Origin of the sequence: Mitsuokella apri (assembly GCF_047974105.1) — a bacterium.
Taxonomy (GTDB): domain Bacteria; phylum Bacillota; class Negativicutes; order Selenomonadales; family Selenomonadaceae; genus Mitsuokella.
In genome coordinates this window covers 428679-454616 of record NZ_JBHYRS010000001.1, presented here as the reverse complement: position 1 = coordinate 454616, position 25938 = coordinate 428679, and the positions used below count along the sequence as shown (strand labels likewise).

Here is a 25938-nt window from a genome sequence, read left to right as displayed (position 1 = left end):
TCACGAACTGACTTATACACAAAATCCCCATCATCTTCTGTGGATGATGGGGATTTTTATGTGCAAAATGCTTAAATCTTGCTCTGTCCGACCTTGTCGAATGTTTCGAGGATGGAACGTTCCGGCACGCGGTCGAGCCAGCTGACGATCCAGATGGCGAGAGCGGAGAACAGGAAGCCCGGTACGATCTCGTAGAGACCGAAGAGAGCAAACTGCTTCCAGACGAGGACGGTAACACCGCCGACGATGATGCCGGCGAGCACGCCGTATTTTGTCGTATGGCGCCAGAACAGGCTCATCAGGAGTGCCGGACCAAAGGCAGCGCCGAAGCCTGCCCAGGCATAGGATACCATGTCGAGGATGAAATTATTCGGATTGAGTCCGAGGAAAATCGCGAGACTCGCGATGACGAGGACACTCGCGCGCGAAATCCAGACGAGCTCTTTCTGCTCGGCATCCTTGCGCAGCAGTGTGCGGTAAAAATCCTGAGCAAAAGCCGAGGCGGCGACGAGCAGCTGCGAAGAAGCTGTGCTCATGATGGCGGCGAGGACAGCCGAGAGAATCAGGCCCGTGGCAATCGGCGGGAAGAGCTCGTTCGTCATGACGAGGAAGACTGTCTCAGAGGCCGTGCCTTCAAGCGGCGTGGAAAGATAAACGCGGCCGACCATGCCGACGGCGACAGCCGCAGCGAGGGAAAGGACGACCCAGGTCATGGCGATATGCGTGGCCTGCTTGACTTCCTTTGAGGTGCGGATGGCCATGAAGCGCACGAGAATGTGCGGCTGGCCGAAATAACCGATGCCCCAGGCTAAAAGCGAGATGAGTTCGATGAAGCTCATGGTCGAGCCGTCGGATTTTGTCAGAGGTTCGAGCATTGTGGCCTGGACATTCTGGATGGCCGAGACCGTTGCTTCAAAGCCGCCGCACTGCATGGCACCGCAGATTGGTACAACGAGGATGGCAAAGAACATCATGACGCCCTGGATGAAGTCCGTGCGCGAGACCGCGAGGAAGCCGCCGACGAGCGTGTAGAAGACGACGGAGCCAGCGCCGATGAAAATCGCGTACTGATACGGGATGCCGAAGACGGTCTCAAAGAGGCGGCCGGCCGAGACAAAGCCCGAAGATGTGTAGATGACGAAGAAAATCAGGATGAAGATGGCAGGCACAATGCGCAAAAGCCCCGACTTGTCGTGAAAGCGGTTCTGCAGGAATTCCGGCAGTGTCAGGGAGTTATTGGCAAGCTCCGTGTACTTTCTGAGGCGGGCGGCGACAAAATGCCAGTTGGCCCAGGTGCCGATGGCGATGCCGACGGCAATCCAGCCGGCATTGAGGCCGGAGAGATAGGCATAGCCCGGGACGCCCATGAGCATCCAGCCGCTCATATCCGAAGCTTCGGCAGAGAGCGAAGTGACCCAGGCACCGAGTTTGCGGTTGCCGAGGAAGTAATCGCTCATGTTGCGTGTGCGGCGGTAATAGTACACGCCGATGGCCATCATGAAACCGATGTAGAGCACAAAGGTATTGATGATGGTAAGATCATGAGTCAAAATGAATCCCCCATTTCTTTCTATAATAAAATAAGTTTACAAGAATAGTTCAATTATATGGGAAAAACGAGGTAAAATGCAATACTTATTTGTATAGAAGGTATAAAAATAGGGCATTGTGTACATTTTTTTTGAAAATCAATAAAAAATGCTTGCAATCGTAAGGCTTTGCGGGTATAATACATAAGGTTTGAACGCAGGGGGCGGCCCGGACTCACGTATGGCAGGGCCAAAAGCAACTGCGCTCTTTTGCTGTGTGCAGATTTAAAGAGAGACATTCCTTGTCTGAGGGGATTTTATTAGGAGGCTTTTTGATGAAAAAATACGATGTGGCAATTGTCGGCGGCGGCCCTGCCGGTGTCATGGCGGCTTATGAACTTGTGGAGAAAAAGCCGGGGCTTCATGTTATTGTCTTTGAGAGCGGCAAGGATATCTACCACCGCGTATGCCCGATTTCCGCAGGCAAGGTCAAGAGCTGCATCGGCTGCAAGCCCTGCAGCATCATGCGCGGCTTTGGCGGTGCCGGTGCCTTCTCCGACGGCAAGTACAATTTCACGACGAAGTTTGGCGGCTGGCTCAATGAGTATCTGCCGGATGACGAGGTCATGGAGCTCATTGACTATGTCGATAAAATCAACATGAAACACGGTGCACCTTCCAAGGTCTTTACGACGAAGGGCTCGGACATCGGCAAGCTGGCGCTGCAGCATGACCTGCACCTTCTTTCTGCGAGTGTGCGCCATCTCGGCACGGAGAATAATCTGCGCATGCTCGAGCAGACGTATGAATATTTGAAAGAAAAGGTCGAGTTCCGCTTTGAATGCCCCGTGGCTCATATTGAATCGGATGGGCAGGGCAACAATCAGCTGGATCTCGAGAACGGGGAGAAAATTGAGGCGGATTTCCTCGTCGTGGCCCCGGGACGTGCCGGCGCGGAATGGTTCTCGAATGAATGCAGCCGTCTTGGCATCGAGCAGGAAAACAACCGCGTCGATGTCGGTGTGCGCGTGGAAGTGCCGGATGAGGTATGGAATGACATCACAAGCCAGGTCTACGAGGCAAAGCTCCTGTACCGCACGAAGCAGTACGGTGATTTTGTCCGCACATTTTGCATGAACCCGCACGGCCATGTCGTCATGGAGAATACAGACGGCATCGTGACGGTCAACGGCCATTCCTACAGCGACCCGAAACTGCAGAGCCATAACACAAACTTTGCCCTGCTCGTTTCGAATCATTTCACGGAGCCTTTCAAAGCCCCGCATCAGTATGGCAAACGCATCGCTTCGTTCTCGAACATGCTCGGCGGCGGCATCATCGTGCAGCGCTATGGCGACCTCATCAAGGGACGCCGCACGAATACGCACCGCCTGAGCAAGAGCTTTACGAAGCCGACGCTGGCTGCGACGCCAGGCGACCTTTCCCTCGTGCTGCCAAAGCGCCATCTCGACAACATCATTGAGATGATTCAGGCACTCAATTATGTGGCACCGGGTATGACGAATGACGATACCCTGCTCTACGGTGTGGAAGTCAAGTTTTACAGTGCCCGTGTCGTGCTTTCGCATCAGCTTGAGACAAAGCTGCGCAATGTCTTTGCGACAGGCGATGGTGCCGGCGTCACGCGCGGCCTTTCGCAGGCAGGTGCCAGCGGCGTTTATGTAGCCCGCCAGATTCTTTCGCGCATGTGATACAGCGGACCGATAAGAGAAAAAGGCAGATATTTTAGGAAGATGCCAGAAAGCAGCCATTGGGCAGCTTTCTGGCATAAAATTTTAGTTGGCAAGGCTCGACCGTTTGGGATATAATAGTATACAATGTATAAAAGGGGGCAGGCGGATGAGTGAAAAGAAACCGGTCGTCGTAAAAGTCAGGGGGTCCTGGCAGGATGCCGAAGGAAAAAAAGACAGCATCCGCACCGAAGCAAAGGGCCATCATTATTTTCATCGCGGCAAGCACTATGTCATTTATGAAGATGAAAGTCTCCAGCAGGGCACGAAAGTTTCCACTGTGCTCAAAATAGATGAAGATATGATGACGCTTTTGCGCAGGGGGCCTTTGGAACAGGAGCAGCGCTTTGAGGCGGGCAGGGAGCATAAGAGTGTTTACCGCACGCCCTATGGCAATATCGATTTAGCGGTGCGCACAGAAGCGTTATCGGTTCATTACGGTGATGTTGCAGGCAGCGTAGATATTCGCTACGGCTTGTGGGTCAACGGTGCCTTCCAGAGTCAAAACAGACTTCATATTGAAATAGAAGAAGACTGCCCGTAAATCCGGCCCTGGCCAGGTGAGGGGCAGAACACGAAAGCACGATACATGACGATCATGATAGGAGGAAGTTTTTTGGAAATCAAAGACATATTGACAGAGGCCATTAAAAAGGCCGCGTGCGATGCCATAAACGATGGGGCCCTGCCGGCGGGTGAGCTGCCGCAGGTCGTTCTCGAGGTGCCGCCGCAGAAGGAATTTGGTGATTTTGCGACGAATTTTGCCATGCAGTCGGCACGCGTCTTCCACAAGAACCCGCGCCAGATTGCTGAAGTTCTTGCCAGCCGTATCAAGGGAGACTGGCTTGACCACACGCAGATTGCCGGACCGGGTTTCCTGAATTTCTACCTTAAGGGCAATGTGCTCTACGATTCGTTCCAGAAAATTATCGCAGCGGGAGAAAATTTTGGCAATCTGCCGAAAGTGGCTCATCCTAAAATTCAGGTCGAATATGTCAGTGCCAACCCGACGGGACTCTTACATGTCGGCCATGGCCGCGGTGCGGCGGCAGGCTCGGCTCTCGTCAATCTTCTGCGCGCCGCTGGCTTCCCTGTCGAGAGCGAGTATTATATCAATGATGCCGGCAACCAGATGAACAACCTCGCGCGCTCTGTCAATGCGCGTTACCTTGAGCTCCTCGGCAAGGAAGTCGAATTCCCGGAGGACGGCTACCATGGCCAGGATATCATCGATACGGCTAAGCGCATCATTGCCCGCGATGGCGACAAATACCTCGCCATGAGTGAAGAGGAACGCCTGGCCATCTTCAAGGACCTCGCTTATCATGAGAAACTGGCCATCCTCAAGGAAGACCTTGAAAAATTCCACGTGACCTTTGACAATTGGTTCAGTGAGCGCACGCTCCATCCGGATGCTGTGCGCAACGTGGTGGAAATCCTCAAGAAGAAAGGCGATATCTACGAGAAAGAAGGCGCTCTTTGGCTGAAATCCACGGCCTACGGCGATGACAAGGACCGCGTTGTCATCCGCGACAACGGCGTGCCGACGTATCTCGCCGCTGATATTGCCTACCATCATAATAAATATGAACGCGGCTTTGACCGGCTCATCAATATCTGGGGAGCTGACCATCATGGCTATGTCTGCCGCGTCAAGGCTGCGATGCAGGCCCTCGGTCATGACCCGGAAAAACTCACGGTGCTGCTCCTGCAGATGGTCAGCCTTTACCGCGGCGGCGAGCTCGTCAAGATGAGCAAGCGCACGGGCCAGAGCGTCACTTTGAACGAACTCATGGAAGAAGTCGGCACAGATGCAGCCCGTTATTTCTTCCTCATGCGTTCGCTCGACAGCCAGCTTGACTTTGACCTCGACCTGGCAAAGAAAAAGTCAAATGACAATCCGGTCTATTACATCCAGTATGCGCATGCGCGCATCTGCAGCATCTTCCGTCAGGCGGAAGAGACGCATCTCGTGCTTGGCAAAGAGCCGAAGCTTGCACTCCTGACAGACGAGAGCGAAGTGGCTCTCATCAAGAAGATTGAGGAATATCCGGAAGAAGTCAAAAAGGCAGCGGATGATTACGCGCCGCAGCGCATCGCACGCTACAGCTATGACCTCGCGGCACTGTTCCACAGCTTCTACAATAAATGCCGCATCATGGGCGTTGACCACGACCTCGCCGAGGCGCGTCTCGCACTCGTCACCGTCACGGCTCATGTCATTCGCCACAGCCTTGGCATTCTCGGTGTATCCGCACCGGAGCATATGTAAGAGAAGTCGATTACGCATTTTGCGAAGGGAGATATATAGAATGGATTTTCTGAAGAGCTCAGAAGTTGATGTCGCTTATTACATCCTGTCTCAGGCAGGCAAGACTATGTACTACAAGGATCTTGTCCTTGAGGTTATCGAGAAGACGCACAAGCCGGTGCAGTCCCTCTCGGCAGCCATTTCGGAAGTTTATACGCTCATCAATATGGACAGCCGTTTCCACTATGAAGGCGAAGGCCAGTGGGGCCTGACGGAGTGGAATCCGCCTGAAGTCAAGCGCACGCATACGAGCCGTTCGACGTCAGGCTCGAGCAAGGCTGCAGCAAAGGCCAGCAGCAACCGCAAAAAGAAACTCGAGAGCATCCAGGAATAATCGCGTCTTGACACCCCATGAGGATTGGGGTTAGAATAGTCAACATGTGTTTCAAAGAACAAGCAGGAGGCAGTTCCATGGCAAAGTATATTTTCGTTACCGGTGGCGTTGTTTCTTCCCTCGGCAAAGGCATCACGGCCGCTTCACTCGGCCGTTTGCTCAAGAGCAGGGGAATCAAGGTCACGATCCAGAAGTTCGACCCGTACATCAACATTGATCCGGGTACGATGAGCCCTTACCAGCATGGCGAGGTCTTTGTCACGGACGACGGTGCGGAGACAGATCTGGATCTCGGCCACTACGAGCGTTTCATCGACATCAACCTGACGAAGAATTCCAATATCACGACGGGTAAGGTTTACTGGTCCGTATTGAATAAAGAGCGCAAGGGCGAATACCTCGGCTCGACGGTACAGGTCATTCCTCATATCACGAATGAAATCAAGCAGAAGGTCTATGATGTCGCCAAGGCGGATGGCGCCGATGTCGTCATCACGGAAATCGGCGGCACGGTCGGCGACATCGAGAGTCAGCCGTTCCTTGAGGCCATTCGTCAGGTCAAGAAAGAAGTTGGCCCGAACGACACGCTCTACATCCATGTGACGCTCCTGCCGTATATCTCGGCAGCCGGCGAGCTCAAGACGAAGCCGACTCAGCACAGCGTCAAGGAGCTGCGCGCCATCGGCATCCAGCCGGATATTCTCGTCTGCCGCACGGAGAAGACCATCTCCAAGGAGATGAAGGACAAGATTGCCATGTTCTGCGATGTGCAGCCGGAAGCTGTCATTGAGAACCGCACGGCTTCGACGATTTACGAAGTCCCTCTGATGATGCAGAAAGAGGGCCTCGATAAGATCGCTCTCAAGAAGCTCAACATGGACTATGGTCCGGCCGATATGAGCGACTGGGAAAAGATGGTCTATAAAATCAATCATCCGCAGAAACGCGTCAAGATTGCCGTTGTCGGCAAATACGTTGAACTGCCGGATGCTTATATCTCTGTTACGGAAGCCCTGCATCACGGCGGCATTGCCAACGATGCGCAGGTCAAGATCAACTGGGTCAACGCGGAAGAAATCGAGGAAAATCCGGATATCGACCTCGATGAAGTATTCGTTGGCTGCAAGGGCATTCTCGTGCCGGGCGGCTTTGGCAACCGCGGCATTGAAGGCAAGATTAAGGCCATTCAGTATGCGCGTGAACATAAGATCCCATTCCTCGGCCTTTGCCTTGGCATGCAGTGCGCGGTCATTGAGTTTGCCCGTCATGTCTGCGGCATGACGGATGCCGATTCGACGGAATTCAACCCGGAGACGACGCATCCTGTCATTTCGCTGATGGAATCGCAGCAGGGCATTGTCAAAAAAGGCGGCACGATGCGTCTCGGTTCGTATCCGTGCAAGCTCGCGAACGGCACGCATGCCGAAGAGGCGTATGGCACGAACCTCATCCATGAGCGTCACCGCCATCGCTTTGAGTTCAACAACGAATACCGCGAAGCTCTGCAGGCAAAAGGCCTGGTTATCGCCGGCACTCTGCCGGATGACAGCCTTGTCGAGATGATTGAAGTCAAGGATCATCCGTGGTTCGTGGCTACGCAGGCACATCCGGAACTCAAGTCGCGTCCGAATAATCCGCATCCGCTGTTCCGCGACTTCCTCAAGGCAGCCCTTGAGCAGTAAAAAACGACATAACATAGAGAAGACCCGGTTTCCCGGGTCTTTTTGACGTGAGGTATCGTATTCATGAATGCATTATTTGCCGCGATGCTGCAGGATGGTGCGCTGCAGCGTCTGCAGGCTTATACAACAGGAGAAAAGGCAGAAGCACTGATTTATGGACTGGGCGGCTCGCAGAAACATGCTGCTGTGGCAGCCTGCTATGCCTCTAAGCCGCAGATGATGGCCATTGTCTGCCATTCTGCAGAGACCCTGGCCGACTGGAAAGAGGATTTATCCCTGCTTTTGCCGGAAGTTCCGGTCGTGGAACTTCCGGAAGTTGATAATTTTGAGGTGCAGGCAGCGGCCAAAAGTCAGGAACGCGCGGCCAGGCGCATGGAGGTGCTGGGACGCTTGATGCGCGGTGAGCAGCTCATCGTGCTCGCAAGGACAGAAGCTGCCGTGCAGAAGGGGATGGGAAGGAATGAATTTGCCCGACTCTCACTTTCCCTGCGCATGGGGGATGTTGTGCCGCGCGAGGAGCTGCTGCACCGCCTTGTCGATCTCGGCTATGAAAATACAGACGAAGTCGAGCGAGTCGGCCAGTTCAGTGTGCGCGGCGGCATTGTCGATATTTTTGCCATCAATGCGGCAGCACCGATACGTCTCGAGTATTTTGACGATGAGGTTGATTCACTGCGCGAATTTGATATCGAGACGAAGCGCTCCATCAAGAACATCAGCGCTGTGACCATTATGCCTCTCGCGCAGACAGACAGCTCCGGCAGGCCCGAAAATTTTCTTTCGTATCTGGAGGGCAGGGGCACGGTGCTCTTTGACGAGCCGACCCGTATCCGCGACACGATACGCACGCTGGTCAAGGAAAATCCGGATATCAAGGAAAAAATCTTCAGCTGGGAGGAACTCCTGCAGGCCGCACAGGGCAACCGCATCATCTACATGGCCCTGCTGCTGCAGCAGGTACCGGGAGTAGCGCCCGTGGAAAACATCGGCGTGACGGCCACAACGATGACGCCGTTCCGCAGTCAGATGGACCTTCTGGAAAATGAGGCACATCGCTGGCTGTCGCAGAAACAGCGTGTACTCGTGCTTTTAAGTGACAAAGAAAAGACGAACAGCCTGCGTGAATTCTTTGCACATCGCCGCATTCCTTCGCTGATCGGGAAGATGAGTGAGCCCCTGCGCGACGATGCCATCAACATTCGGCAGGGAGCCCTGCTCACGGGCTTTGAGATGGCTTCGGCGCGTCTCGTCGTCGTGACGGAAAAGGATATCTTTGGCCGTCATAAACGCCGTACAGCTGTGCGCAGCCACAGTGATTACGGCGAAAAGATCTCGCATTTCCGTGACATCAAGCCGGGCGACTACGTCGTACACGAGAGTCATGGTATCGGCAAATACCTCGGCGTGGAAACGCTCGATGTCGGCGGCATCCACAAGGATTACCTGCATATCCAGTACGCAGGCGACGATAAGCTCTTTGTGCCGACGGACCAGGTCAGTCTCCTGCAGAAGTACATCGGCTCGGAAGGTGAAGTGCCGCGCCTGCACCGCATGGGCGGCACGGAATGGGTCAAAGCGAAGGCAAGGGCAAAAAAATCCGTCGAAGACATCGCCAAAAAGCTCATCGAGATTTATGCCAAGCGCAAACAGGCAAAAGGCCATGCCTTCCCGCCGGATGACAGCAGCCAGCGCGATTTTGAAGATGCGTTCCCCTACGAGGAGACAGAGGACCAGCTGCGGGCTATTGCCGAAATCAAGGCCGATATGGAAAAAGAAAAACCGATGGACAGACTTCTCTGCGGCGATGTCGGCTTTGGCAAGACCGAGGTCGCCATCCGCGCGGCCTATAAGGCAGCGATGGACGGCAAGCAGGTGGCCGTGCTCGTGCCAACGACGGTCCTTGCTCAGCAGCATTATCAGACATTTACCACGCGCTTCACAGGTTTTGCGCCGGTCATCGACGTCATCTGCCGCTTCCGCACGGCCAAACAGCAAAAGGAGACACTCGAGAAAGTCCGCCTCGGTCAGGTCGATATCCTCATTGGCACCCATGCCATCCTCAATCAGAAAAAAGTCATCTGGAAAGATCTTGGGCTTTTGATTGTCGATGAGGAGCAGCGCTTTGGCGTCAAGCAGAAGGATAAAATCCGCAAACTGGCTGCCGGCATCGATGTGCTGACGCTTTCAGCCACGCCGATTCCGCGCACGCTGCACATGTCTCTTGTCGGCGCGCGCGATATGAGCATCATTGAAACGCCGCCGGCGGAGCGTTTCCCCGTACAGACGTACGTTGTGGAGAACAACGATACGATTGTCGCCAATGCAATTCGGCGCGAGATGAAGCGCGGCGGCCAGATTTATTTCATTTACAACCGCGTGGATACGATTGACCGCATGCGCGACCACATTGCCTCGCTCGTGCCGGAAGCCCGCATCCAGACGGCACATGGCCAGATGCCGGAAGAAATGCTCGAGCATGTCATGATGGACTTTTATGAAGGAGATTACGACATTCTGCTCGCGACAAGCATTGTCGAAAATGGCCTCGATGTAGCCAATGCCAATACCATCATTGTCTACAATGCCGATCATTTCGGCCTTTCCCAGCTCTATCAGATGCGCGGCCGCGTCGGCCGCTCGCATCATATGGCCTTTGCGTATTTTGTCTATCAGGCCGACAAGATTCTCACGGAGACGGCCGAAAAGCGACTGCAGGCCATGAAGGAATTTGCCGAGCTCGGTGCGGGCTTCAAGATCGCCATGCGTGATCTTGAAATCCGCGGTGCAGGCAATCTTTTGGGTGCACAGCAGCATGGCCATATCGCCAGTGTCGGCTTTGAGATGTACTGCAAGCTCCTCGAAGAAGCCGTGGAACGCCTGCAGAATGGCAAAGCGCCGGAAGAAGCACCGCCGGAGCCACTCATAGACCTGCAGACGGAAGCTTATATCGATGGGGACTTCATCGCCGATGCCATGCATAAGATCGAGATTTACCAGCGCATTGCTGCCATCCGCAAGAACGAGGAAATCCGCGTCCTGCTCGATGAACTCATCGACCGCTTTGGCGACCCGACGGAGCCCGTCATGCATCTTCTGGAAGTCGCGCGCATCAAGAATTATGCTCGTGAGCTCGGCATCCGCGCCATCAAGCAGCTGCCGCTGGCACTTGACATTTATTTCCTGCCGCAGAAACGCATGCCGGCCAAGGGGATGCTGGCTCTGGCGGAGCTTTTTGGCAAAAGAATGCGCAGTCTGCCCGATAAAAACGGCCTGCGTTTTGCCCTGAGCGACCGCTATAAGAAAAATATCACGAATTTCGTCACGCGCGTGCTCATGCTGGCTGCAGGTGATGAAACAGCTCTGCAGGAAAGAGCCGCGGCACAGGCGGATAAGGCAAAGGGAAGAAAGGAAACGAAAGCATAATATGAAACAGGCAAAAATCACAGTTGTCGGTCTTGGCCCCGGGCGTTTTGGCCTCATCACGCTCGAGTCGTGGCAGCTCATGCAGCAGGCGAAAAACCTTGTGCTGCGCACGCGCATCCATCCAACCGCAGAAGAAATTGAAAAACGGGGCCTGACGTTCTCGACGTATGATGGTTTCTATGAGGAAGCACCGGATTTTGAAACCCTTTACACGCATATCGTCAAAGACCTCCTGCACCGCGCGGAAAAAGAGGGCGATATCGTCTACGCCGTGCCCGGAAGTCCCTTAGTTGCAGAACGCACGGTCGTGCTGCTGCGTGAAATGGCCAAAGAGAGTCCGGTGACGGTAGAAATCCTGCCGGGCATGAGCTTTGTTGAAGTCCTGTACACGCGCCTTGGCATCGACCCCATCGAAGGCCTTACAATCCTCGATGCGGAAGATGTCAATACGCTCAAGGCCCGCCCTGCGCAGTCGCTCGTCATCACGCAGGTGTACGATCCCATCATCGCGTCGGATACGAAACTCATGCTCATGGATCTCTATCCTGACGAATACGAGGTCACGTATATTCATAATCTGGCTTTGCCGGACGAATCCATCCGCAAAATTCCACTTTACGAGCTCGACCGCCAGAAAGATGTTGACCATCTGACGAGCCTTTTTATACCGGCAAAATGAGGTTTTTAGGGCCTGTTTTTGTTTATTTTTCCGAAAACCCTTGATTTTTCAAGGGTTTTCTGCTAAATTTTGATAAGCAGGCAGGAAAAAACGTGATACATCACGAATATCTGCCAACATAAGTAAAACAATTATTTAAGGAGGCTACGATCGTGAATAAAACTGAATTGGTAGCTAGCGTTGCTGAAAAAGCAGGTCTGACGAAGAAAGATGCTGAAAAGGCTGTAAATGCACTTTTCGAGAGCGTTCAGCAGGCACTGGTTGAAGGCGATAAAGTACAGATGATTGGCTTCGGTACGTTTGAAGTCAAGGAGCGCGCTGCTCGCACGGGCCGCAACCCGCGCACGAGCGAGACGATCCAGATTCCGGCTTCGAAGAATCCGGTGTTCAAGGCTGGCAAGGCCCTGAAAGATGCTGTGAATGCATAATCTGGCTTGGTTATGAGGAGCTGGGTTCCCTTGGGAGCCCGGCTTCTTGTTGTATTGGAGGGATACGCGTGGAGCTCGGATTGGCAGCAAAAGTCGTGCTGATTTCAGGTGGAACCTCGGGCATCGGTCTTGAGGCAGCGAAAGAATTCCTGCAGGAGGGAGCTGCCGTTGTGCTGATGGGGCGTTCAAGAGAACGCGGGTTGGCAGCAGTCGAAAGCCTGCGGGAGTCTGCAGAGCCCGAAAGAATTCTTTTCTGTGCCGGCGATGTGCGCAGCGAAGAAGACTGCCGTCAGGCCGTGGCCGAGACCGTTCTTCATTTTGGGCGCCTCGATGTATTGGTGAATTCAGCCGGCATATACAAAGAAGGAGCTCTGGAAGACCTGGAAGAAGAGACACTCACGGACATACTTGATATCAATGTCAAGGGCGTCTTTCATCTGTCGAAGGCTGCCTTGCCGCACCTCAAGCGTGCGCGGGGAAATATCGTCAATGTCGCTTCCGATGCCGGCGTGCATGGCAACTATTTCTGTGCGGCTTACTGCGCGAGCAAGGGGGCTGTGGTCCTTTTTACCCGTGCTCTGGCTCTGGAAACGGCAGCCTTTGGTGTACGCGTCAATGCCATTGCACCGGGAGATATTCTGACGCCCCTTACGGAGGCGCAGCTTGGCCGGGGAGCAGAACGTGAAAAGAGCCTGCAGGAAATGGCCTCGGTTTATCCGCTCGGACGCATTGGCACGCCCGCGGAAGCGGCATCCCTGATTGTCTTCCTGGCGTCCGCGCGTGCTTCTTTTGTGACAGGTGCTGTCTATGGCATCGATGGAGGGCTGACGGCTTGAAAAAAAACATCCTTATCTTGACCGCATCCATCGGTTCGGGGCATATCAAAGCGGCTGAAGCCATAGAGATTGAACTGCGCCGGCTGCTGCCGGAAGCCGAAATCACCACGGTGGACTTCATGGATTCGCGCATTTCACGCATCCATTGGTTCATGAAGAAGTTTTACCTCGTCATGCTGGCCTTCGTGCCGAACCTCTACGATGTCTTTTATAAATTATCGGGGGGTTCTTCGGGAGGCACTCTCGTACAGAATGCCTTTGCTTATGTCATGATGCCGGCGATGAAAAAACTCGTGCGGCGCTATGAGCCGGATCTCGTGCTTTGCACACATCCTTTTCCGGAAGGAGCAGCATCGCTTCTCAAGAGGCGTCAGCAGGAGCATTATCATCTGGCCACGGTCATGACGGATTATTCCCTGCATCAGATCTGGCTTTACCCTGCAGTCGACCGCTACTACATGGCGACGGAAGAGATGCGCATGGGCATGATCGGTCATGGCTTTGCCGTCGATACCCTGATGGTGCCGGGCATTCCCGTTGCCGGTGTTCTGCAGGATATGAAAGATAAGGCGGGCGTGCGCCGGGCCATGGCCATCCCCGAGGGGCAGCCCGCCATTCTGCTCATGGGCGGAGGGCTGGGGCTTGGCGGCATTGAGTCGAATCTCAGGGACCTCGAGAAAATCGAGAAACGCCTTACCATCCTCGTCGTTGCCGGCCGCAACGAACGGCTGAAGGACCGCGTTCAGGACATGGGACTTGTCTCGCATCATCAGGTCCTTGTCTGGGGCTATACGGACCAGGTCCATTTCCTCATGCGGGCAGCGGACCTTTTGATTACAAAGCCGGGAGCCCTGACCATCAGCGAAGCGTTTGTGTTGGGGCTGCCCATGCTGCTGCATGACCCGATTCCGGGGCCTGAGACGGAAAATGCCATCTATGCGACACAGAATGGGGCTGCCGTCTGGCTGCATCCGCGTGAGGACCTGGCCAGAGCGGTAGAAAATCTGTTATGGGGCAATGCGCTGCAGGTCATGAGCGAAAAAGCCCATGCCTGCGCGAAGCCGCGGGCGGCTTTGGAAATAGCGTCAGACCTCACATCCCTGCTTCAGGAGGAGTTGATTTCATGAAAATACAAAAAGGGCACAGAAAGGGCATCTTTAACTGGTTTACCATCCTAATGGTCATTATCATCGGGTATTTTGCCGTCATCCTCGTCAAGCAGCAGATCTATCTCAATCAGGTCAGCGTGGACCAGGCAGCGGCGGAAGAACGGCTGTCTGCCGCTAAGGCAGAGCATGAGAAACTCGTGAAGGAAAAAGATGATCTCAATCGTCTGGACTATATCGAAAAAATCGCGCGCGAGGAGCTCGGCATGACCCGCAAGGGGGAACTGCCGTACAGTGCGGGAAAATCTGTGGGCTCACGTTGAGTGAAATCACGTTCTTTTCTTGACACTCTTTGTCGCGCAAGGGTATAATAAAGCGTGTATTTTCCATCACGATTTAAGGAGGAAGAATTAATTTGTCCATTGAAGTTGGCAATGTAGTTGAGGGTGTTGTCACGGGCATCACGAATTTCGGTGCTTTCGTAGAACTGCCGGAAGGCAAGACCGGTCTCATCCATATTTCCGAGGTAGCGGATGTCTATGTCAAGGATGTCCATGATTTCCTCTCCGAAAAAGACAAGGTGAAGGTTAAAGTATTGAGCATCGATGATCGCGGCAAGATTGCCCTTTCCATCAAGCAGCTTCAGGAGAAAAAGCCGGAAGCTCAGGCTCAAGCAGGAAATTCTTCCTTCCGTCCGCAGCGGCAGAATCGCGGGCCACGGGATTTCCGCCGTTCCGGCCGTTACAACAATTCCACAGCGTCATTTGAGGACAAGCTTTCGAAGTTCCTCAAGGACAGTGATGAGAGGTTGACGGACCTGCGCCGTAAGACTGACTCGAAACGCGGAGGCCGCGGATCCCGCCGCTCGGACTGACTATCTGAATGATAAAAGCACTCTGTCGACAGGGTGCTTTTGTTCTTTATGTATTTCGGCTGAGAATTGGGAAAATATAAGCGCGGAGATGAGCATATGGACAGCACGAATCAGATGATTGCCGATACGGCCCGCTACGCAAAATCGCATGGCCTTTTGGCAAAGGGCATGCATGTACTCGTGGCCTGCTCAGGAGGGCCGGATTCTCTGGCCCTGCTTGATATCCTCATGAAACTTCGCTCCAAATTTCAGCTTGTCCTTACCGCGGCGCATTTCGACCATGGCATTCGGGGAGAAGCTTCTAAGGCAGATGCGGCTTTTGTGGCAGATTTTTGCCAGGAGCATGGCATTCCCTGCTTTCTTGGCCGCGCTTCTGTGCCAGAGGCAGCCGCGAAGAAGGGACAGTCATTGGAGCTTGCTGCGCGGGAACTTCGTTATGATTTTCTCTGGCAGACCTTGAAACGGGTCGGGGCAGATGTACTGGCCACGGCTCACCATGCCGACGATCAGGCGGAGACGGTACTCATGCGCATCCTGCGCGGGACAGGGCTTGACGGCCTTTCTGCCATGCTGCCGTGCAGCAGCCGTCAGATCCGGCCCCTGCTTTTCGCCTCGCGCTGTCAGATTGAAGCGTATTGCCGGGAAAGAGGACTGCAGCCGCGCCACGACGCGACGAATGACCTCCCCGACTGTACGCGCAATCTTCTGCGTCTGGAGGTCCTGCCGTATTTGCGGCAGAGAAATCCTGAAATCTCGCGTACGTTATGCCAGCTGGCAGAACTTGCCCGCGTGGACAGTGATTTTCTGGAACGGCAGCTTGACGAGCTCTGGCCGTACTTGACGGCCTGTCAGGCAGGAGAATATGGCCTGAGGCTTGTGGCTTTTCGCCGCCATCATCCGGCCATGCAGCGACGGGCCCTGCGGCGGCTCTTTGCAGAGACAGCCGGAAGCGGCCGGGATTTGGGCTTTGCCCATGTCGAAAAAATGCGTCTCATGCTCCTTGCAGGTCAGCAGACAGGCAAGCGTCTGGAACTTCCGGAAGGGGTCACGGCTTGTTTTGGCTACGAGCTGCTCACCATGACGAAACAGCAGGGCAGGCAGGACGATGGGCAAAGAAAAATCTCTGCCTGCGCGGTAAGACCCAAAATTCCCGGCACAGTCACCTGGGGGCCTTATGCAATTGAAGCAAAGATCCTCACACAAAAGCCTCTGCAGACAGGACCATCGGCATATTATCTGGACTTTGACCGTCTTGAAAGCCGCAGCCTGCTCTTCCGCACACGCAGGGCCGGTGATTTCATGGAACTTCCAGCCGGACATAAGAAAATAAAAGACATCTTGATAGATGACAAGGTTCCGCGCGCAAAGCGGGATGAGCTGCTCCTTTTGTCGGACGGCAGCGAAATTCTCTGGCTTGTCGGGAAAAGGCGCAGCCGCCGTTATCCTGTCACAGATGATACAAAGAATATCCTATATTTCCACATACAAAGAAAAGAGGAAACAACATGACAAGAGAGATGAAGGATGACATCGAGAAGGTCGTCTTCTCAGAAGCAGAACTCAAGAAACGCGTTGCGCAGCTCGGCGCGCAGATTACGGAAGATTATAAAGATGCCAAGGAAACGATTTTTTGTGTAGGCATCCTCAAGGGTGCAGTTGTTTTTTACACAGACCTCGTGCGCAGCATCAATCTGCCGGTGCAGTTTGACTTCATGATTGCCTCGAGCTATGGCAATGGCACGGAGACGAGCGGCACGGTCAAGATTTTAAAGGATCTTGACTATGACATTGAAGGAAAACATCTGATCGTCATCGAAGATATCATCGATTCGGGCACGACGATGAATTATCTGCTCAAATACTTCCGTGAGCGCAAGCCGAAGAGCGTCAAGCTCTGCGCACTGCTCTCGAAGCCATCGCGCCGTACGGTGGATGTGCCGATTGATTACTGCGGCTATACGGTGCCGGATGAATTCCTCGTGGGCTATGGCCTCGATTATGCAGAGAAATACCGCAATCTGCCATACATCGGTGTGCTCAAGCCTGAAATCTACGAATAAGGGCCAGCTCTTAGAGCAAGAGCTCTGAGATAAAGGAGGACAAGGGATTGAATAAGTTTCTACGCAATGTAGGTTTCTATCTGCTCATCATCCTGGTCGCGATATCCATCATTGATTATTTCTCGACCAAGAATACCAACCGTCAGGAAGTGGAGTACACGCAGTTCCTGCAGCAGGTAGATGAAGGCGAAGTTTCCAAGGTCGTCATTATCCAGAATACCATTCACGGCACCCTTGCGGATGGTACGGAATTCACGACGATTACGCCGGACGCGCCGAATAATGACCCGGATCTTTATCAAAAACTCACAGCCAAGGGCATTGATATTGCCGCTGAGAATCCGCCGGAGCCGCCATGGTGGTCGCAGATGTTCTCATCTGTCATCCCCATTCTGCTGCTCATCGGTGTTTGGTTCTTTATCATGCAGCAGACGCAGGGCGGCGGCGGCCGTGTCATGTCGTTCGGCAAGAGTCGGGCGCGCATGAGCGGCGCGGACAAGATCAAAGTCACGTTCCGCGATGTCGCCGGTGCGGATGAAGCAAAACAGGAACTCGAGGAGGTTGTCGAATTCCTCAAGCATCCGAAGAAATTCAACGAACTCGGTGCCCGCATCCCGAAGGGCGTACTGCTCTTCGGCCCTCCGGGCACAGGTAAGACGCTCCTCGCGCGCGCAGTAGCCGGCGAGGCCGGTGTACCGTTCTTCTCGATTTCCGGTTCTGACTTCGTGGAGATGTTCGTCGGCGTCGGCGCTTCGCGTGTCCGCGATCTCTTTGAACAGGCCAAGAAAAATGCGCCGTGTATCGTCTTCATCGATGAGATCGATGCGGTCGGCCGCCAGCGCGGTGCCGGTGTCGGCGGCGGCCACGATGAGCGCGAACAGACACTCAATCAGCTGCTCGTCGAAATGGATGGTTTTGCAGCGAATGAAGGCATCATCATCATCGCCGCGACGAACCGCCCGGATATCCTCGACCCCGCACTTTTGCGTCCGGGCCGTTTCGACCGTCAGATTGTCGTCGATAAGCCGGATGTGCGCGGCAGACTGGCCATCCTCAAGGTTCATACGAAGGGCAAGCCAATTGCCAATGATGTCGACCTCGATATCCTCGCACGCCGCACGCCGGGCTTCACCGGTGCCGACCTTTCGAATCTCGTCAATGAGGCGGCACTTCTTGCGGCCCGCCGCAACAAGCATCGGATTGGCATGACCGAGATGGAAGAAGCCATTGAGCGCGTCATTGCCGGACCGGAACGCAAGTCGCACGTCATGAGCGATGAAGAAAAACGCCTGACAGCTTACCATGAAGGCGGTCATACGCTCGTCGGCATGATGCTCAAGCACGCGGATCCTGTCCACAAAGTCACGATCATCCCGCGCGGACGCGCTGGCGGCTACACACTGATGCTGCCAAAGGAAGACCGCAATTACGCCACGCGTTCGGAACTCCTTGACCGCCTGAAGGTGGCCATGGGCGGCCGCGTCGCCGAAGAAGTCGTCCTGAAGGAGATTTCCACGGGTGCTTCGCAGGATATTCAGCAGGCATCGCGCATCGTGCGCAGCATGATCATGCAGTACGGCATGAGCGATGTCTTAGGTCCTGTTGCTTATGGCGAGAGCCAGAATCATCAGGTCTTCCTCGGACGTGACTTCAATCATCAGCGCAATTACTCGGAAGAAGTGGCCAGCGAGATCGATAAGGAAGTCCGCAAGTACATGGAAGAGGCCTATGAAGCCTGCCGCAAGATCATTACGGAGAACCGCGATAAGCTCGAACTCATCGCACAGGCCCTCATGGAACGTGAGACGCTGACGGCGAAGGAACTCGAAGAGCTCATGACGACCGGCCATATCACGGACGATGATGACACGGATGATGATAATAAGCCGGAGGATGATAAGCCTGAGGACGGCACGCCGGCCATGACGCCAGTCAAGGCGGAGGCAGCTGACGAAACGGCAGAAGAAAAGGCAAAAGAGACGGAGACGGACGAGGAACACGAAAAAGAAGCCGAACCCAAGTTCAACGTCACGCATTACGATAAATAAATTTCATTGCCGCAACATAACGAAAGGTGGGAGCAGACGCAAGGAAGCTCCTGCTTTTTTTATATCTGACTACGGTGTATAATGAAATGGTGTCAAATGAGGAGGTGGCGCAGTTGCGCTCGAAAATATTGGCCCTGCTGAGGGAAGCAGGCGATTCTTATATATCCGGTGAGGAGATGGCCAGACGTCTCGGTGTTTCACGCACGGCGGTCTGGAAACACATTCAGGAGCTGCGCCGCGAGGGCTACGACATTGTCAGCCATTCGCGCAGCGGCTATGCCCTGCAGACCGCTCCGGATCTCTTGCTGCCGGAAGAAATCCAGCATGGCTTAAAGACAAAGTGCCTTGGCAAAAAAATTTATTTTTACGATAAAATTGACTCGACGAATCTTGAGGCCAAACGCCTTGCTGCGCAGGGCGCGCCTGACGGCACCGTTGTCGTGGCAGAAGAGCAGGGCAGCGGCCGCGGCCGCCTCGAACGTCCCTTCTTTTCACCAAAGGGCAAGGGCATTTGGTTTTCTGTCATTCTGCGCCCGAGCTTTTTGCCGCAGGACGCGCCAAAATGCACGCTGCTGTCAGCTGTGGCCGTTGCGAGGGCAATGGAAAAATTTGGTCTTAAGGCGCAGATTAAATGGCCGAATGACGTACTTTATCAGGGGAAAAAACTCGTGGGCATCCTGACGGAGATGAGTGCAGAGATGGAACGCATCCACTACGTCATCATCGGTACGGGCATCAACGTCAATATAGAAGAAGAGGATTTTCCGCCGGAAATCCGCGCCAAGGCATCGTCGCTGGCCATCATGAAGGGCGAAAAAATTCCGCGCGTGCCGTTTTTCCGCGCCGTACTCGAAGCCATGGACGACCTTTACAGCAAGGCAGAACAGGATGGTTTTGCCGATGTATTCAATGAATGGCGTCATTACAGCATCACGCTCGGACAGGATGTGCGCGTCATTGGCGCACGCACGAATGATGTCTTTACCGGCAAGGCCGTTGATATTGACGAGGAGGGGGCTCTTCTCGTTGATACGCCCGAGGGACGCCGGCGCGTCCTTGCCGGCGACGTCTCGATCCGTCCGCAGCATGGAGAAACGTACTGACTTACAGGGGGATTATTTTGTTATTAGTTTTAGATATCGGCAATACGAATATCGCCATGGGAACGTATGAGGGCAGGGAACTCTGCAAGCATTGGCGCATTTCAACAGACCGCCAGAAGACAGGCGACGAATACGGCATGCTCATCAACAGCCTGTTTCAGTATCAGGGCATCGAGATGGCAGATATCCATGCCATCATCATTTCTTCTGTGGTACCGCCGCTTGTCGTGCCGTTTATCAAGATGTGTGAGCGTTACTTTCACCTGCGTCCGCTCATCGTCGGTCCCGGCATCAAGACGGGCATACGCCTTCACTATGAGAATCCGCGCTCCATTGGGGCCGACCGCATCGTCAATGTCGTCGGTGCGCATGAGCAGTACGGCGGGCCTCTCATCGTCATCGATATTGGCACGGCTACGACCTTTGATGTCGTGGCTGCCAACGGCGATTTTCTCGGTGGCGTCATTGCGCCGGGCATCGGCACGAGCTCAGAGGCACTTTTCCAGCGCGCGGCGCAGCTGCCGCGCATTGAACTCGTGCCGCCCAAGAACATCATCTGCCGCAATACGATACAGGGCATGCAGGCCGGCATTATCTTTGGCTACGTCGGCCAGATTGACGAGATTGTCCGCCGCATCAAAAAAGAGATGAAGGAAAATGGCATTGAAGAAGAGGTTAAGGTCATTGCGACGGGGGGACTTGCGCGCATGATCGCGAAGGAATCTTCTACTATTGATAAAATTGACCACTTCCTGACGCTCACAGGCCTGCGCGTGCTTTATGAACGCAATCAGAAAGGACATCATCATGAAGATCGGTGAATTTACGTTCAAGACGCCGGTCTTTCTGGCCCCGATGGCCGGTGTGACGGATACGGCTTACCGCATTATCGCACATGATATGGGCTGTCCTTTGTGCTTTGCCGAAATGGTTTCGGCGCAGGGCATTCATTTCCGCAATGAGCGGACGCTTTCTATGCTGCAGTCGGAAAAGGAAGAGCGGCCGCTCGCCATGCAGATTTTTGCCAATACGCCGGAGATGGCAGCTGAGGCTGCTGCCTTTGTCGAAGAGCTCGGCACGGCGGATATCCTCGATTTCAATATGGGCTGTCCTGCCCCGAAAATCGTCAAGAACGGCGAGGGTTCCGCTTTGATGCGCGACCCCCAAAAGGCTTTTGCAATTCTCTCGGCCATCCGCAGGGCCGTAAAAATGCCGTTCACGGTCAAAATGCGCAAGGGCTGGGATGAGACTTCCGTTAACGTCGTCGAGATGGCAAAAATCGCCGAGGCTGCAGGCGTCGATGCTATTGCCGTGCATGGACGCACGCGCGAGGAATTTTACACGGGCCATGCGGACTGGGGAATCATCGGCAGGGTCAAAGAGGCCGTTAAGATTCCGGTCATCGCTAATGGCGATGTGCGGACGTTTGCGGATCTCGACAAAATCCGCGAGGTGACGGGCTGTGACGGCGTCATGATTGGCCGCGCGGCACAGGGCAATCCGTGGATTTTCCGTCAGTTTACGCATTATCTGGAGACGGGCGAGAAACTGCCGGGCCCCACGATGAAAGAGCGTGCCGAAGTCATTCTGCGCCATCTCGACCTGCTCTTAATGTACAAGGGCGATTATGTCGGGCCGCGCGAGATGCGCAAGCATGCGACCTGGTACACGCGCGGCATCGTGCACGGTGCGGTCCTGCGCGACCTTTTCAACAAGGCGGTATCGCGCGAGGATTTTGTCGCGATACTTGAGAAATATTTTGAAGGGAATGATTGAATATGGCAGAAACAGAAAAAGCATCGGTCTGGTCTTCGTATACGGATGCGGACAAAGAAAATCTGGAAAAACTGGCAGCAGGCTACCGTGATTTCCTGTCAAACTGCAAGACGGAGCGCGAGAGCGTTGTCGAAGCTGTGCGCGAGGCAAAGGCAGCCGGCTATAAGGATCTTGCCGATGTCCTGCAGACCGGCGAGAAGCTCAAGGCAGGCGACAAAGTCTACGCCGTCAATATGAAAAAGAGCATCGTGCTCTTTCAGATTGGCTCAGAGCCGCTGGAAAAGGGCTTAGCCATCCTCGGCGCCCACATCGATACCTGCCGTCTCGACGTCAAGCAGAATCCTCTCTATGAAGATGGGGGACTTTCTTACCTCGATACGCATTATTACGGCGGCATCAAGAAATATCAGTGGGTCACGCTGCCGCTCGCGCTGCACGGCGTGGTCGTCAAAAAGGACGGCACGGTCGTGGAGATCCGCATCGGCGAAGACGAAAATGACCCGGTATTCTGCGTGACAGACCTGCTCATCCATCTTTCGCAGGAGCAGATGAAGAAAAATGCGGCCAAAGTCATTGAAGGCGAGGATCTTGACATCCTCGTCGGCAATTATCCGTTAAAAGACGGCGAGAAAGAATCCGTAAAGGCCGGCGTCCTGAAGCTCATCAAGGATCAGTACGGCATCGAGGAAGAGGATTTTCTCTCGGCAGAGCTCGTGCTTGTACCGGCCGGCAGGGCGCGCGACCTCGGCTTTGACCGCAGCATGATTCTCGCTTACGGGCAGGATGACCGCGTCTGCGCTTATACGAGCCTGCGTGCGATGCTCGAGAGCGATGCCCCGCGCAAGCGCACATCCTGCTGCCTGCTCGTCGACAAGGAAGAGATCGGCAGCGTCGGTGCTACGGGCATGCAGTCGCATTTCTTTGAAAACATTCTTGCGGAGCTCATGAATGCCTGCGGCCAGTACAGCGAACTCGGCCTGCGCCGCTGCCTTGCAAATTCCAAGATGCTCTCTTCCGATGTCTCGAGTGCCTATGATGCCCTTTATGTCAGTGCCTACGATAAGAAGAATGTCGCTTATCTTGGCCGCGGCATGGTCTTCAATAAATTCACGGGCGCGCGTGGCAAGTCGGGCTCAAATGATGCCAATGCTGAATATCTTGGCGAAATCCGCCGCATGATGGACAAGCACAACGTCCATTTTCAGCTCGCGGAGCTCGGACGCGTTGACCTTGGCGGCGGCGGTACGATTGCCTACATCATGAGCCTTTACGGCATGCAGGTCATCGACAGCGGCGTCGGCGTCCTTTCGATGCACGCGCCGTGGGAAGCGACGAGCAAGATCGATATCTACGAAGTGAAGAAGGGCTATATGGCCTTCCTCGCCGAAGCCTGATGCCTCTTTTCTCCATATGATTTTCCATATGAAATGAAAAATCCCGAACCACGCTTCTTGGTGGTTCGGGATTTTATTTTGTTAAAATCAGTCTTCGATGGCCGTTTCGAGAGCGATCTTGATCATGTCATTGAAAGAAGTCTGGCGCTCCTCAGCTGTGCAGGCCTCGCCAGTCAGCAGATGGTCGCTGACGGTGAAGAGGGCGAGTGCCTGTACATGAGCTTCGGCTGCGAGCGTGTAGAGGGCTGCAGCTTCCATCTCGACGGCGAGGATGCCGTATTTGCGCAGTTTGTCGTTGTCGATTTCATCATCATAGAAGCGGTCAACGGAGATGATGTTGCCGACCGTTGCCTTGAGATCGAGCTTCTTCGTGTTGGCCACAGCCTTCGAGAGCAGATCATAATCGGCAATCGGGCAGTAGTTGATGGAACCGCCAAAGATATTGCGGATGATGCCGGAGTCCGTGCTGGCAGCCTGGGCAATCAGCACATCGCGCAGATGAACGTCCGGATGCATGGCACCGCAGGTACCGACGCGGAAAAGCTTTTTGCAGCCAAATTCATGGATGAGTTCATGTACGTAGATGGAAATGGACGGAATGCCCATGCCCGTACCCTGTACGGAGACGGGAACGCCTTTGTACGTGCCGGTAAAACCGAGGATATTGCGGACGCCTGTATACTGTTTGGCATTGTCGAGGAAATTTTCGGCAATGAATTTGGCGCGCAGCGGATCGCCCGGCAGCAGAATGCGTTCTGCGATTTCGCCTTTCTCGGCAGCGATATGTGGAGTACTCATGATAGTTCCTTCTTTCTTTTCTTTTACGTGAGAGGATAGGATTTTCTTTTCTGAAGATTTTAAATCGTATATGCTCATTATAAAGAAAAATGGACCGAAAGAAAAGGGCAAATGTCCCATCTTAAAGTCGTCTAAGCTCATTTTAGAAGCAGGTTTGACAGATTAGTGCTAAAGTAGTATAATCCATTGTGTTGATATAAGTTGTCAGGACAATCGCGGCAGCCGCTGAGGCTGATGAGGAAAGTCCGGGCTCCACAGGGCAGTGTGCTGGATAACGTCCAGCGAGGGTGACCTCAGGGAAAGTGCCATAGAGATTTAGACCGCCTGACTTGTCAGGTAAGGGTGGAAAGGTGCGGTAAGAGCGCACCAGCAGTCAGGTGACTGGCTGGCTTCGGTAAACCCCACATGGAGCAAGACCAAATAGGGAAGGGATGATGCGGCCCGCGGAACCTTCCGGGTTGAGTCGCTTGAGCCGGCAGGCAACTGCCGTGCCTAGATAAATGATTGTCGCCGCGCAAGCGGAACAGAACTCGGCTTATTGATTACTTATAGCAACGACCTAAAAAGCAACGAGGCTGCCCCTTCTGGCAGCCTGTTTTCATGTCTGGGGTCAATCTGAAAAGAACCTGAAAGAAATGAGAACGAACGATTTTTGAAACAGAAGGAAGCACTCTTTATCGTTTTTTACTTCTTATTTTTTGAAGTACGACGACTTTGTCGTATGATATATATTTAGAAATTGGGTTTAAAAGAATAAGCTGAGTCCAGCCCAGGAGCGGGGGAACCAAGTTTTTTGGGGTGAACGTCTGGCTCACGGTGTCAGGCCAAGAGGCCTTCATGGTGAAATAGGCGAGGGTGGTCTTCTCTACCCTAACCCGGCAGCTAACCTCGTAAGCGGAGCAGAGAGAGGAGTGGCTTTTTGAGTAAAGCAATGCGTATCATTTTCGCAGTATCCATGATCCTTATGTGCTGGTTTTCGGTGGCCGGAGCGTCAGCTTTCCGCGTCGGAGATCAGGGCAGCGATGTAGCAGAAATCCAGGGCCAGCTGGCCAATCTGGGCTATGATGTCACGGCAGACGGTGCCTACGGGCCCGCAACGGTCGAGGCAGTCAAGAGCTTCCAGATGACGCAGGGCATCAACGCAGACGGACTTGTCGGTCCTTCCACGTATGCAGCCCTGCTCGGCAAGACGATGCCGGCAGTCAGCTCGACGACGAACTCCATCGCACGCCGCGTCGTATCGGATTCCATGAATTATCTTGGTGTTCCGTACGTCTTTGGCGGCACGACGCCGAACGGCTTTGACTGCTCGGGTTACGTCCGCTATGTATTTGCCAATGCCGGTGTTTACCTGCCGCGCACGGCTGATGCACAGTATGAAGTTGGCTATTCCGTTTCCACGAGCGAACTCGCTCCTGGCGACCTCGTCTTCTTCTCGACGTATGAACCGGGTCCGTCGCACGTCGGCATTTACCTTGGCGATGGCGATTTCATCAATGCATCGTCGAGCCAGGGCGTTTCGGTGGCATCCCTGTACAGTTCCTATTGGGGTTCCTGCTATATCGGTGCCCGTCGCGTCATGTAATTTCTTCGGAGAGGGGCAGAGGTCTCTCTCCCTTTTTTTATTTTTTTCAGAGGGGGTGGAGTCATGGGGGATCTCTTCCTTCTGTTCCTGATCATCCTGATGTTTGCCTTTGCTTATTGGGATGAACTGTTTACGGAATGAGGTATGAGCCATCTGCCGGTAGGTGGATGGTTTTTTTATAGAATAGCAGGCCTGGCTGTATATTTTTTCTGAAATTTTAC

At 54.0% G+C, this 25938-nt stretch carries 22 protein-coding genes, 1 other RNA gene and 1 riboswitch; of the genes, 21 read left to right on the top strand and 2 right to left on the bottom strand.

The genetic code is table 11. The features are described 5' to 3' along the window. Nucleotides 1-71 precede the first annotated feature (71 nt). Nucleotides 72-1550, bottom strand: coding sequence for a sodium/proline symporter PutP (gene putP, locus ACE419_RS02095; protein ID WP_435720857.1), 1479 nt, complete (start codon nt 1548-1550; stop codon nt 72-74). A gap of 314 nt (nt 1551-1864) precedes the next feature. Between putP and ACE419_RS02090 the strand changes: the two genes are divergently transcribed. From ACE419_RS02090 to ACE419_RS02000, 19 genes are all read left to right on the top strand, one after another. Then, the gene (locus ACE419_RS02090; RefSeq protein WP_435720856.1) at nt 1865-3241 is read left to right on the top strand and encodes an NAD(P)/FAD-dependent oxidoreductase; all 1377 of its coding nucleotides are present in this window, start codon (nt 1865-1867) and stop codon (nt 3239-3241) included. A gap of 148 nt (nt 3242-3389) precedes the next feature. Then, complete coding sequence (locus tag ACE419_RS02085) at nt 3390-3824, top strand: YwiB family protein (RefSeq protein WP_432646095.1); 435 nt, start codon at nt 3390-3392, stop codon at nt 3822-3824. A 72-nt stretch (nt 3825-3896) separates the two neighbouring features. Further along, the gene (argS, locus tag ACE419_RS02080) at nt 3897-5552 is read left to right on the top strand and encodes an arginine--tRNA ligase (protein WP_435720855.1); all 1656 of its coding nucleotides are present in this window, start codon (nt 3897-3899) and stop codon (nt 5550-5552) included. 40 nt (nt 5553-5592) lie between these two features. Next, a complete protein-coding gene (rpoE, locus tag ACE419_RS02075) occupies nt 5593-5925 on the top strand; it encodes a DNA-directed RNA polymerase subunit delta (RefSeq protein ID WP_432646097.1) in 333 nt (110 codons plus the stop codon). 77 nt (nt 5926-6002) lie between these two features. Beyond that, nucleotides 6003-7607 carry a CTP synthase gene (pyrG, locus tag ACE419_RS02070; protein ID WP_432646098.1) on the top strand — a complete coding sequence of 535 codons (1605 nt, stop codon included), beginning with the start codon at nt 6003-6005 and terminating at the stop codon, nt 7605-7607. A 63-nt stretch (nt 7608-7670) separates the two neighbouring features. After that, nucleotides 7671-11030, top strand: a complete 3360-nt coding sequence (gene mfd, locus ACE419_RS02065) for a transcription-repair coupling factor (RefSeq protein WP_435720854.1) — start codon at nt 7671-7673, stop codon at nt 11028-11030. 1 nt (nt 11031) lies between these two features. Continuing rightward, a complete protein-coding gene (locus ACE419_RS02060) occupies nt 11032-11709 on the top strand; it encodes an SAM-dependent methyltransferase (RefSeq protein ID WP_435720853.1) in 678 nt (225 codons plus the stop codon). A gap of 152 nt (nt 11710-11861) precedes the next feature. Further along, entirely contained in the window at nt 11862-12137 is a 276-nt protein-coding gene (gene hbs / locus ACE419_RS02055) for a non-specific DNA-binding protein Hbs (RefSeq protein WP_295631168.1), read from the top strand. Nucleotides 12138-12205: 68 nt separating this feature from the next. Further along, on the top strand, nt 12206-12973 hold the full coding sequence (locus ACE419_RS02050; RefSeq protein WP_435720852.1) for an SDR family NAD(P)-dependent oxidoreductase: 768 nt from the start codon (nt 12206-12208) through the stop codon (nt 12971-12973). Further along, nucleotides 12970-14100, top strand: coding sequence for an MGDG synthase family glycosyltransferase (locus ACE419_RS02045; protein WP_432646102.1), 1131 nt, complete (start codon nt 12970-12972; stop codon nt 14098-14100). The genes ACE419_RS02050 and ACE419_RS02045 overlap by 4 nt, the downstream gene beginning before the upstream one ends. Then, nucleotides 14097-14402, top strand: a complete 306-nt coding sequence (locus tag ACE419_RS02040) for an FtsB family cell division protein (RefSeq protein ID WP_435720851.1) — start codon at nt 14097-14099, stop codon at nt 14400-14402. The genes ACE419_RS02045 and ACE419_RS02040 overlap by 4 nt, the downstream gene beginning before the upstream one ends. A gap of 92 nt (nt 14403-14494) precedes the next feature. Then, nucleotides 14495-14953: a S1 domain-containing RNA-binding protein gene (locus ACE419_RS02035; RefSeq protein WP_432646104.1), complete on the top strand. Its 459-nt coding sequence runs from the start codon at nt 14495-14497 to the stop codon at nt 14951-14953. A 96-nt stretch (nt 14954-15049) separates the two neighbouring features. Beyond that, nucleotides 15050-16462: a tRNA lysidine(34) synthetase TilS gene (gene tilS / locus ACE419_RS02030; RefSeq protein ID WP_435720850.1), complete on the top strand. Its 1413-nt coding sequence runs from the start codon at nt 15050-15052 to the stop codon at nt 16460-16462. An 8-nt stretch (nt 16463-16470) separates the two neighbouring features. After that, nucleotides 16471-17013 carry a hypoxanthine phosphoribosyltransferase gene (hpt, locus tag ACE419_RS02025; RefSeq protein WP_432646129.1) on the top strand — a complete coding sequence of 181 codons (543 nt, stop codon included), beginning with the start codon at nt 16471-16473 and terminating at the stop codon, nt 17011-17013. 47 nt (nt 17014-17060) lie between these two features. Further along, nucleotides 17061-19061: an ATP-dependent zinc metalloprotease FtsH gene (gene ftsH / locus ACE419_RS02020; protein ID WP_435720849.1), complete on the top strand. Its 2001-nt coding sequence runs from the start codon at nt 17061-17063 to the stop codon at nt 19059-19061. 113 nt (nt 19062-19174) lie between these two features. Next, nucleotides 19175-20164, top strand: coding sequence for a biotin--[acetyl-CoA-carboxylase] ligase (locus ACE419_RS02015; protein WP_432646107.1), 990 nt, complete (start codon nt 19175-19177; stop codon nt 20162-20164). Nucleotides 20165-20181: 17 nt separating this feature from the next. Continuing rightward, the gene (locus ACE419_RS02010; RefSeq protein WP_432646108.1) at nt 20182-20985 is read left to right on the top strand and encodes a type III pantothenate kinase; all 804 of its coding nucleotides are present in this window, start codon (nt 20182-20184) and stop codon (nt 20983-20985) included. Then, complete coding sequence (dusB, locus tag ACE419_RS02005; RefSeq protein ID WP_432646130.1) at nt 20972-21940, top strand: tRNA dihydrouridine synthase DusB; 969 nt, start codon at nt 20972-20974, stop codon at nt 21938-21940. The genes ACE419_RS02010 and dusB overlap by 14 nt, the downstream gene beginning before the upstream one ends. Before the next feature lie 2 nt (nt 21941-21942). Continuing rightward, a complete protein-coding gene (locus tag ACE419_RS02000) occupies nt 21943-23334 on the top strand; it encodes an aminopeptidase (protein ID WP_432646109.1) in 1392 nt (463 codons plus the stop codon). 87 nt (nt 23335-23421) lie between these two features. Here ACE419_RS02000 and deoD read toward each other — a convergent pair whose 3' ends face one another. Beyond that, nucleotides 23422-24132 carry a purine-nucleoside phosphorylase gene (gene deoD, locus ACE419_RS01995; RefSeq protein ID WP_432646110.1) on the bottom strand — a complete coding sequence of 237 codons (711 nt, stop codon included), beginning with the start codon at nt 24130-24132 and terminating at the stop codon, nt 23422-23424. A 197-nt stretch (nt 24133-24329) separates the two neighbouring features. Here deoD and rnpB point away from each other — a divergent pair. After that, nucleotides 24330-24685: RNase P RNA component class A (gene rnpB / locus ACE419_RS01990), an RNA gene on the top strand. Nucleotides 24686-24878: 193 nt separating this feature from the next. After that, nucleotides 24879-25044: riboswitch (cyclic di-AMP (ydaO/yuaA leader) on the top strand. Between the two features lie 19 nt (nt 25045-25063). Next, a complete protein-coding gene (locus ACE419_RS01985) occupies nt 25064-25717 on the top strand; it encodes a C40 family peptidase (RefSeq protein ID WP_432646131.1) in 654 nt (217 codons plus the stop codon). Nucleotides 25718-25938 lie beyond the last annotated feature (221 nt).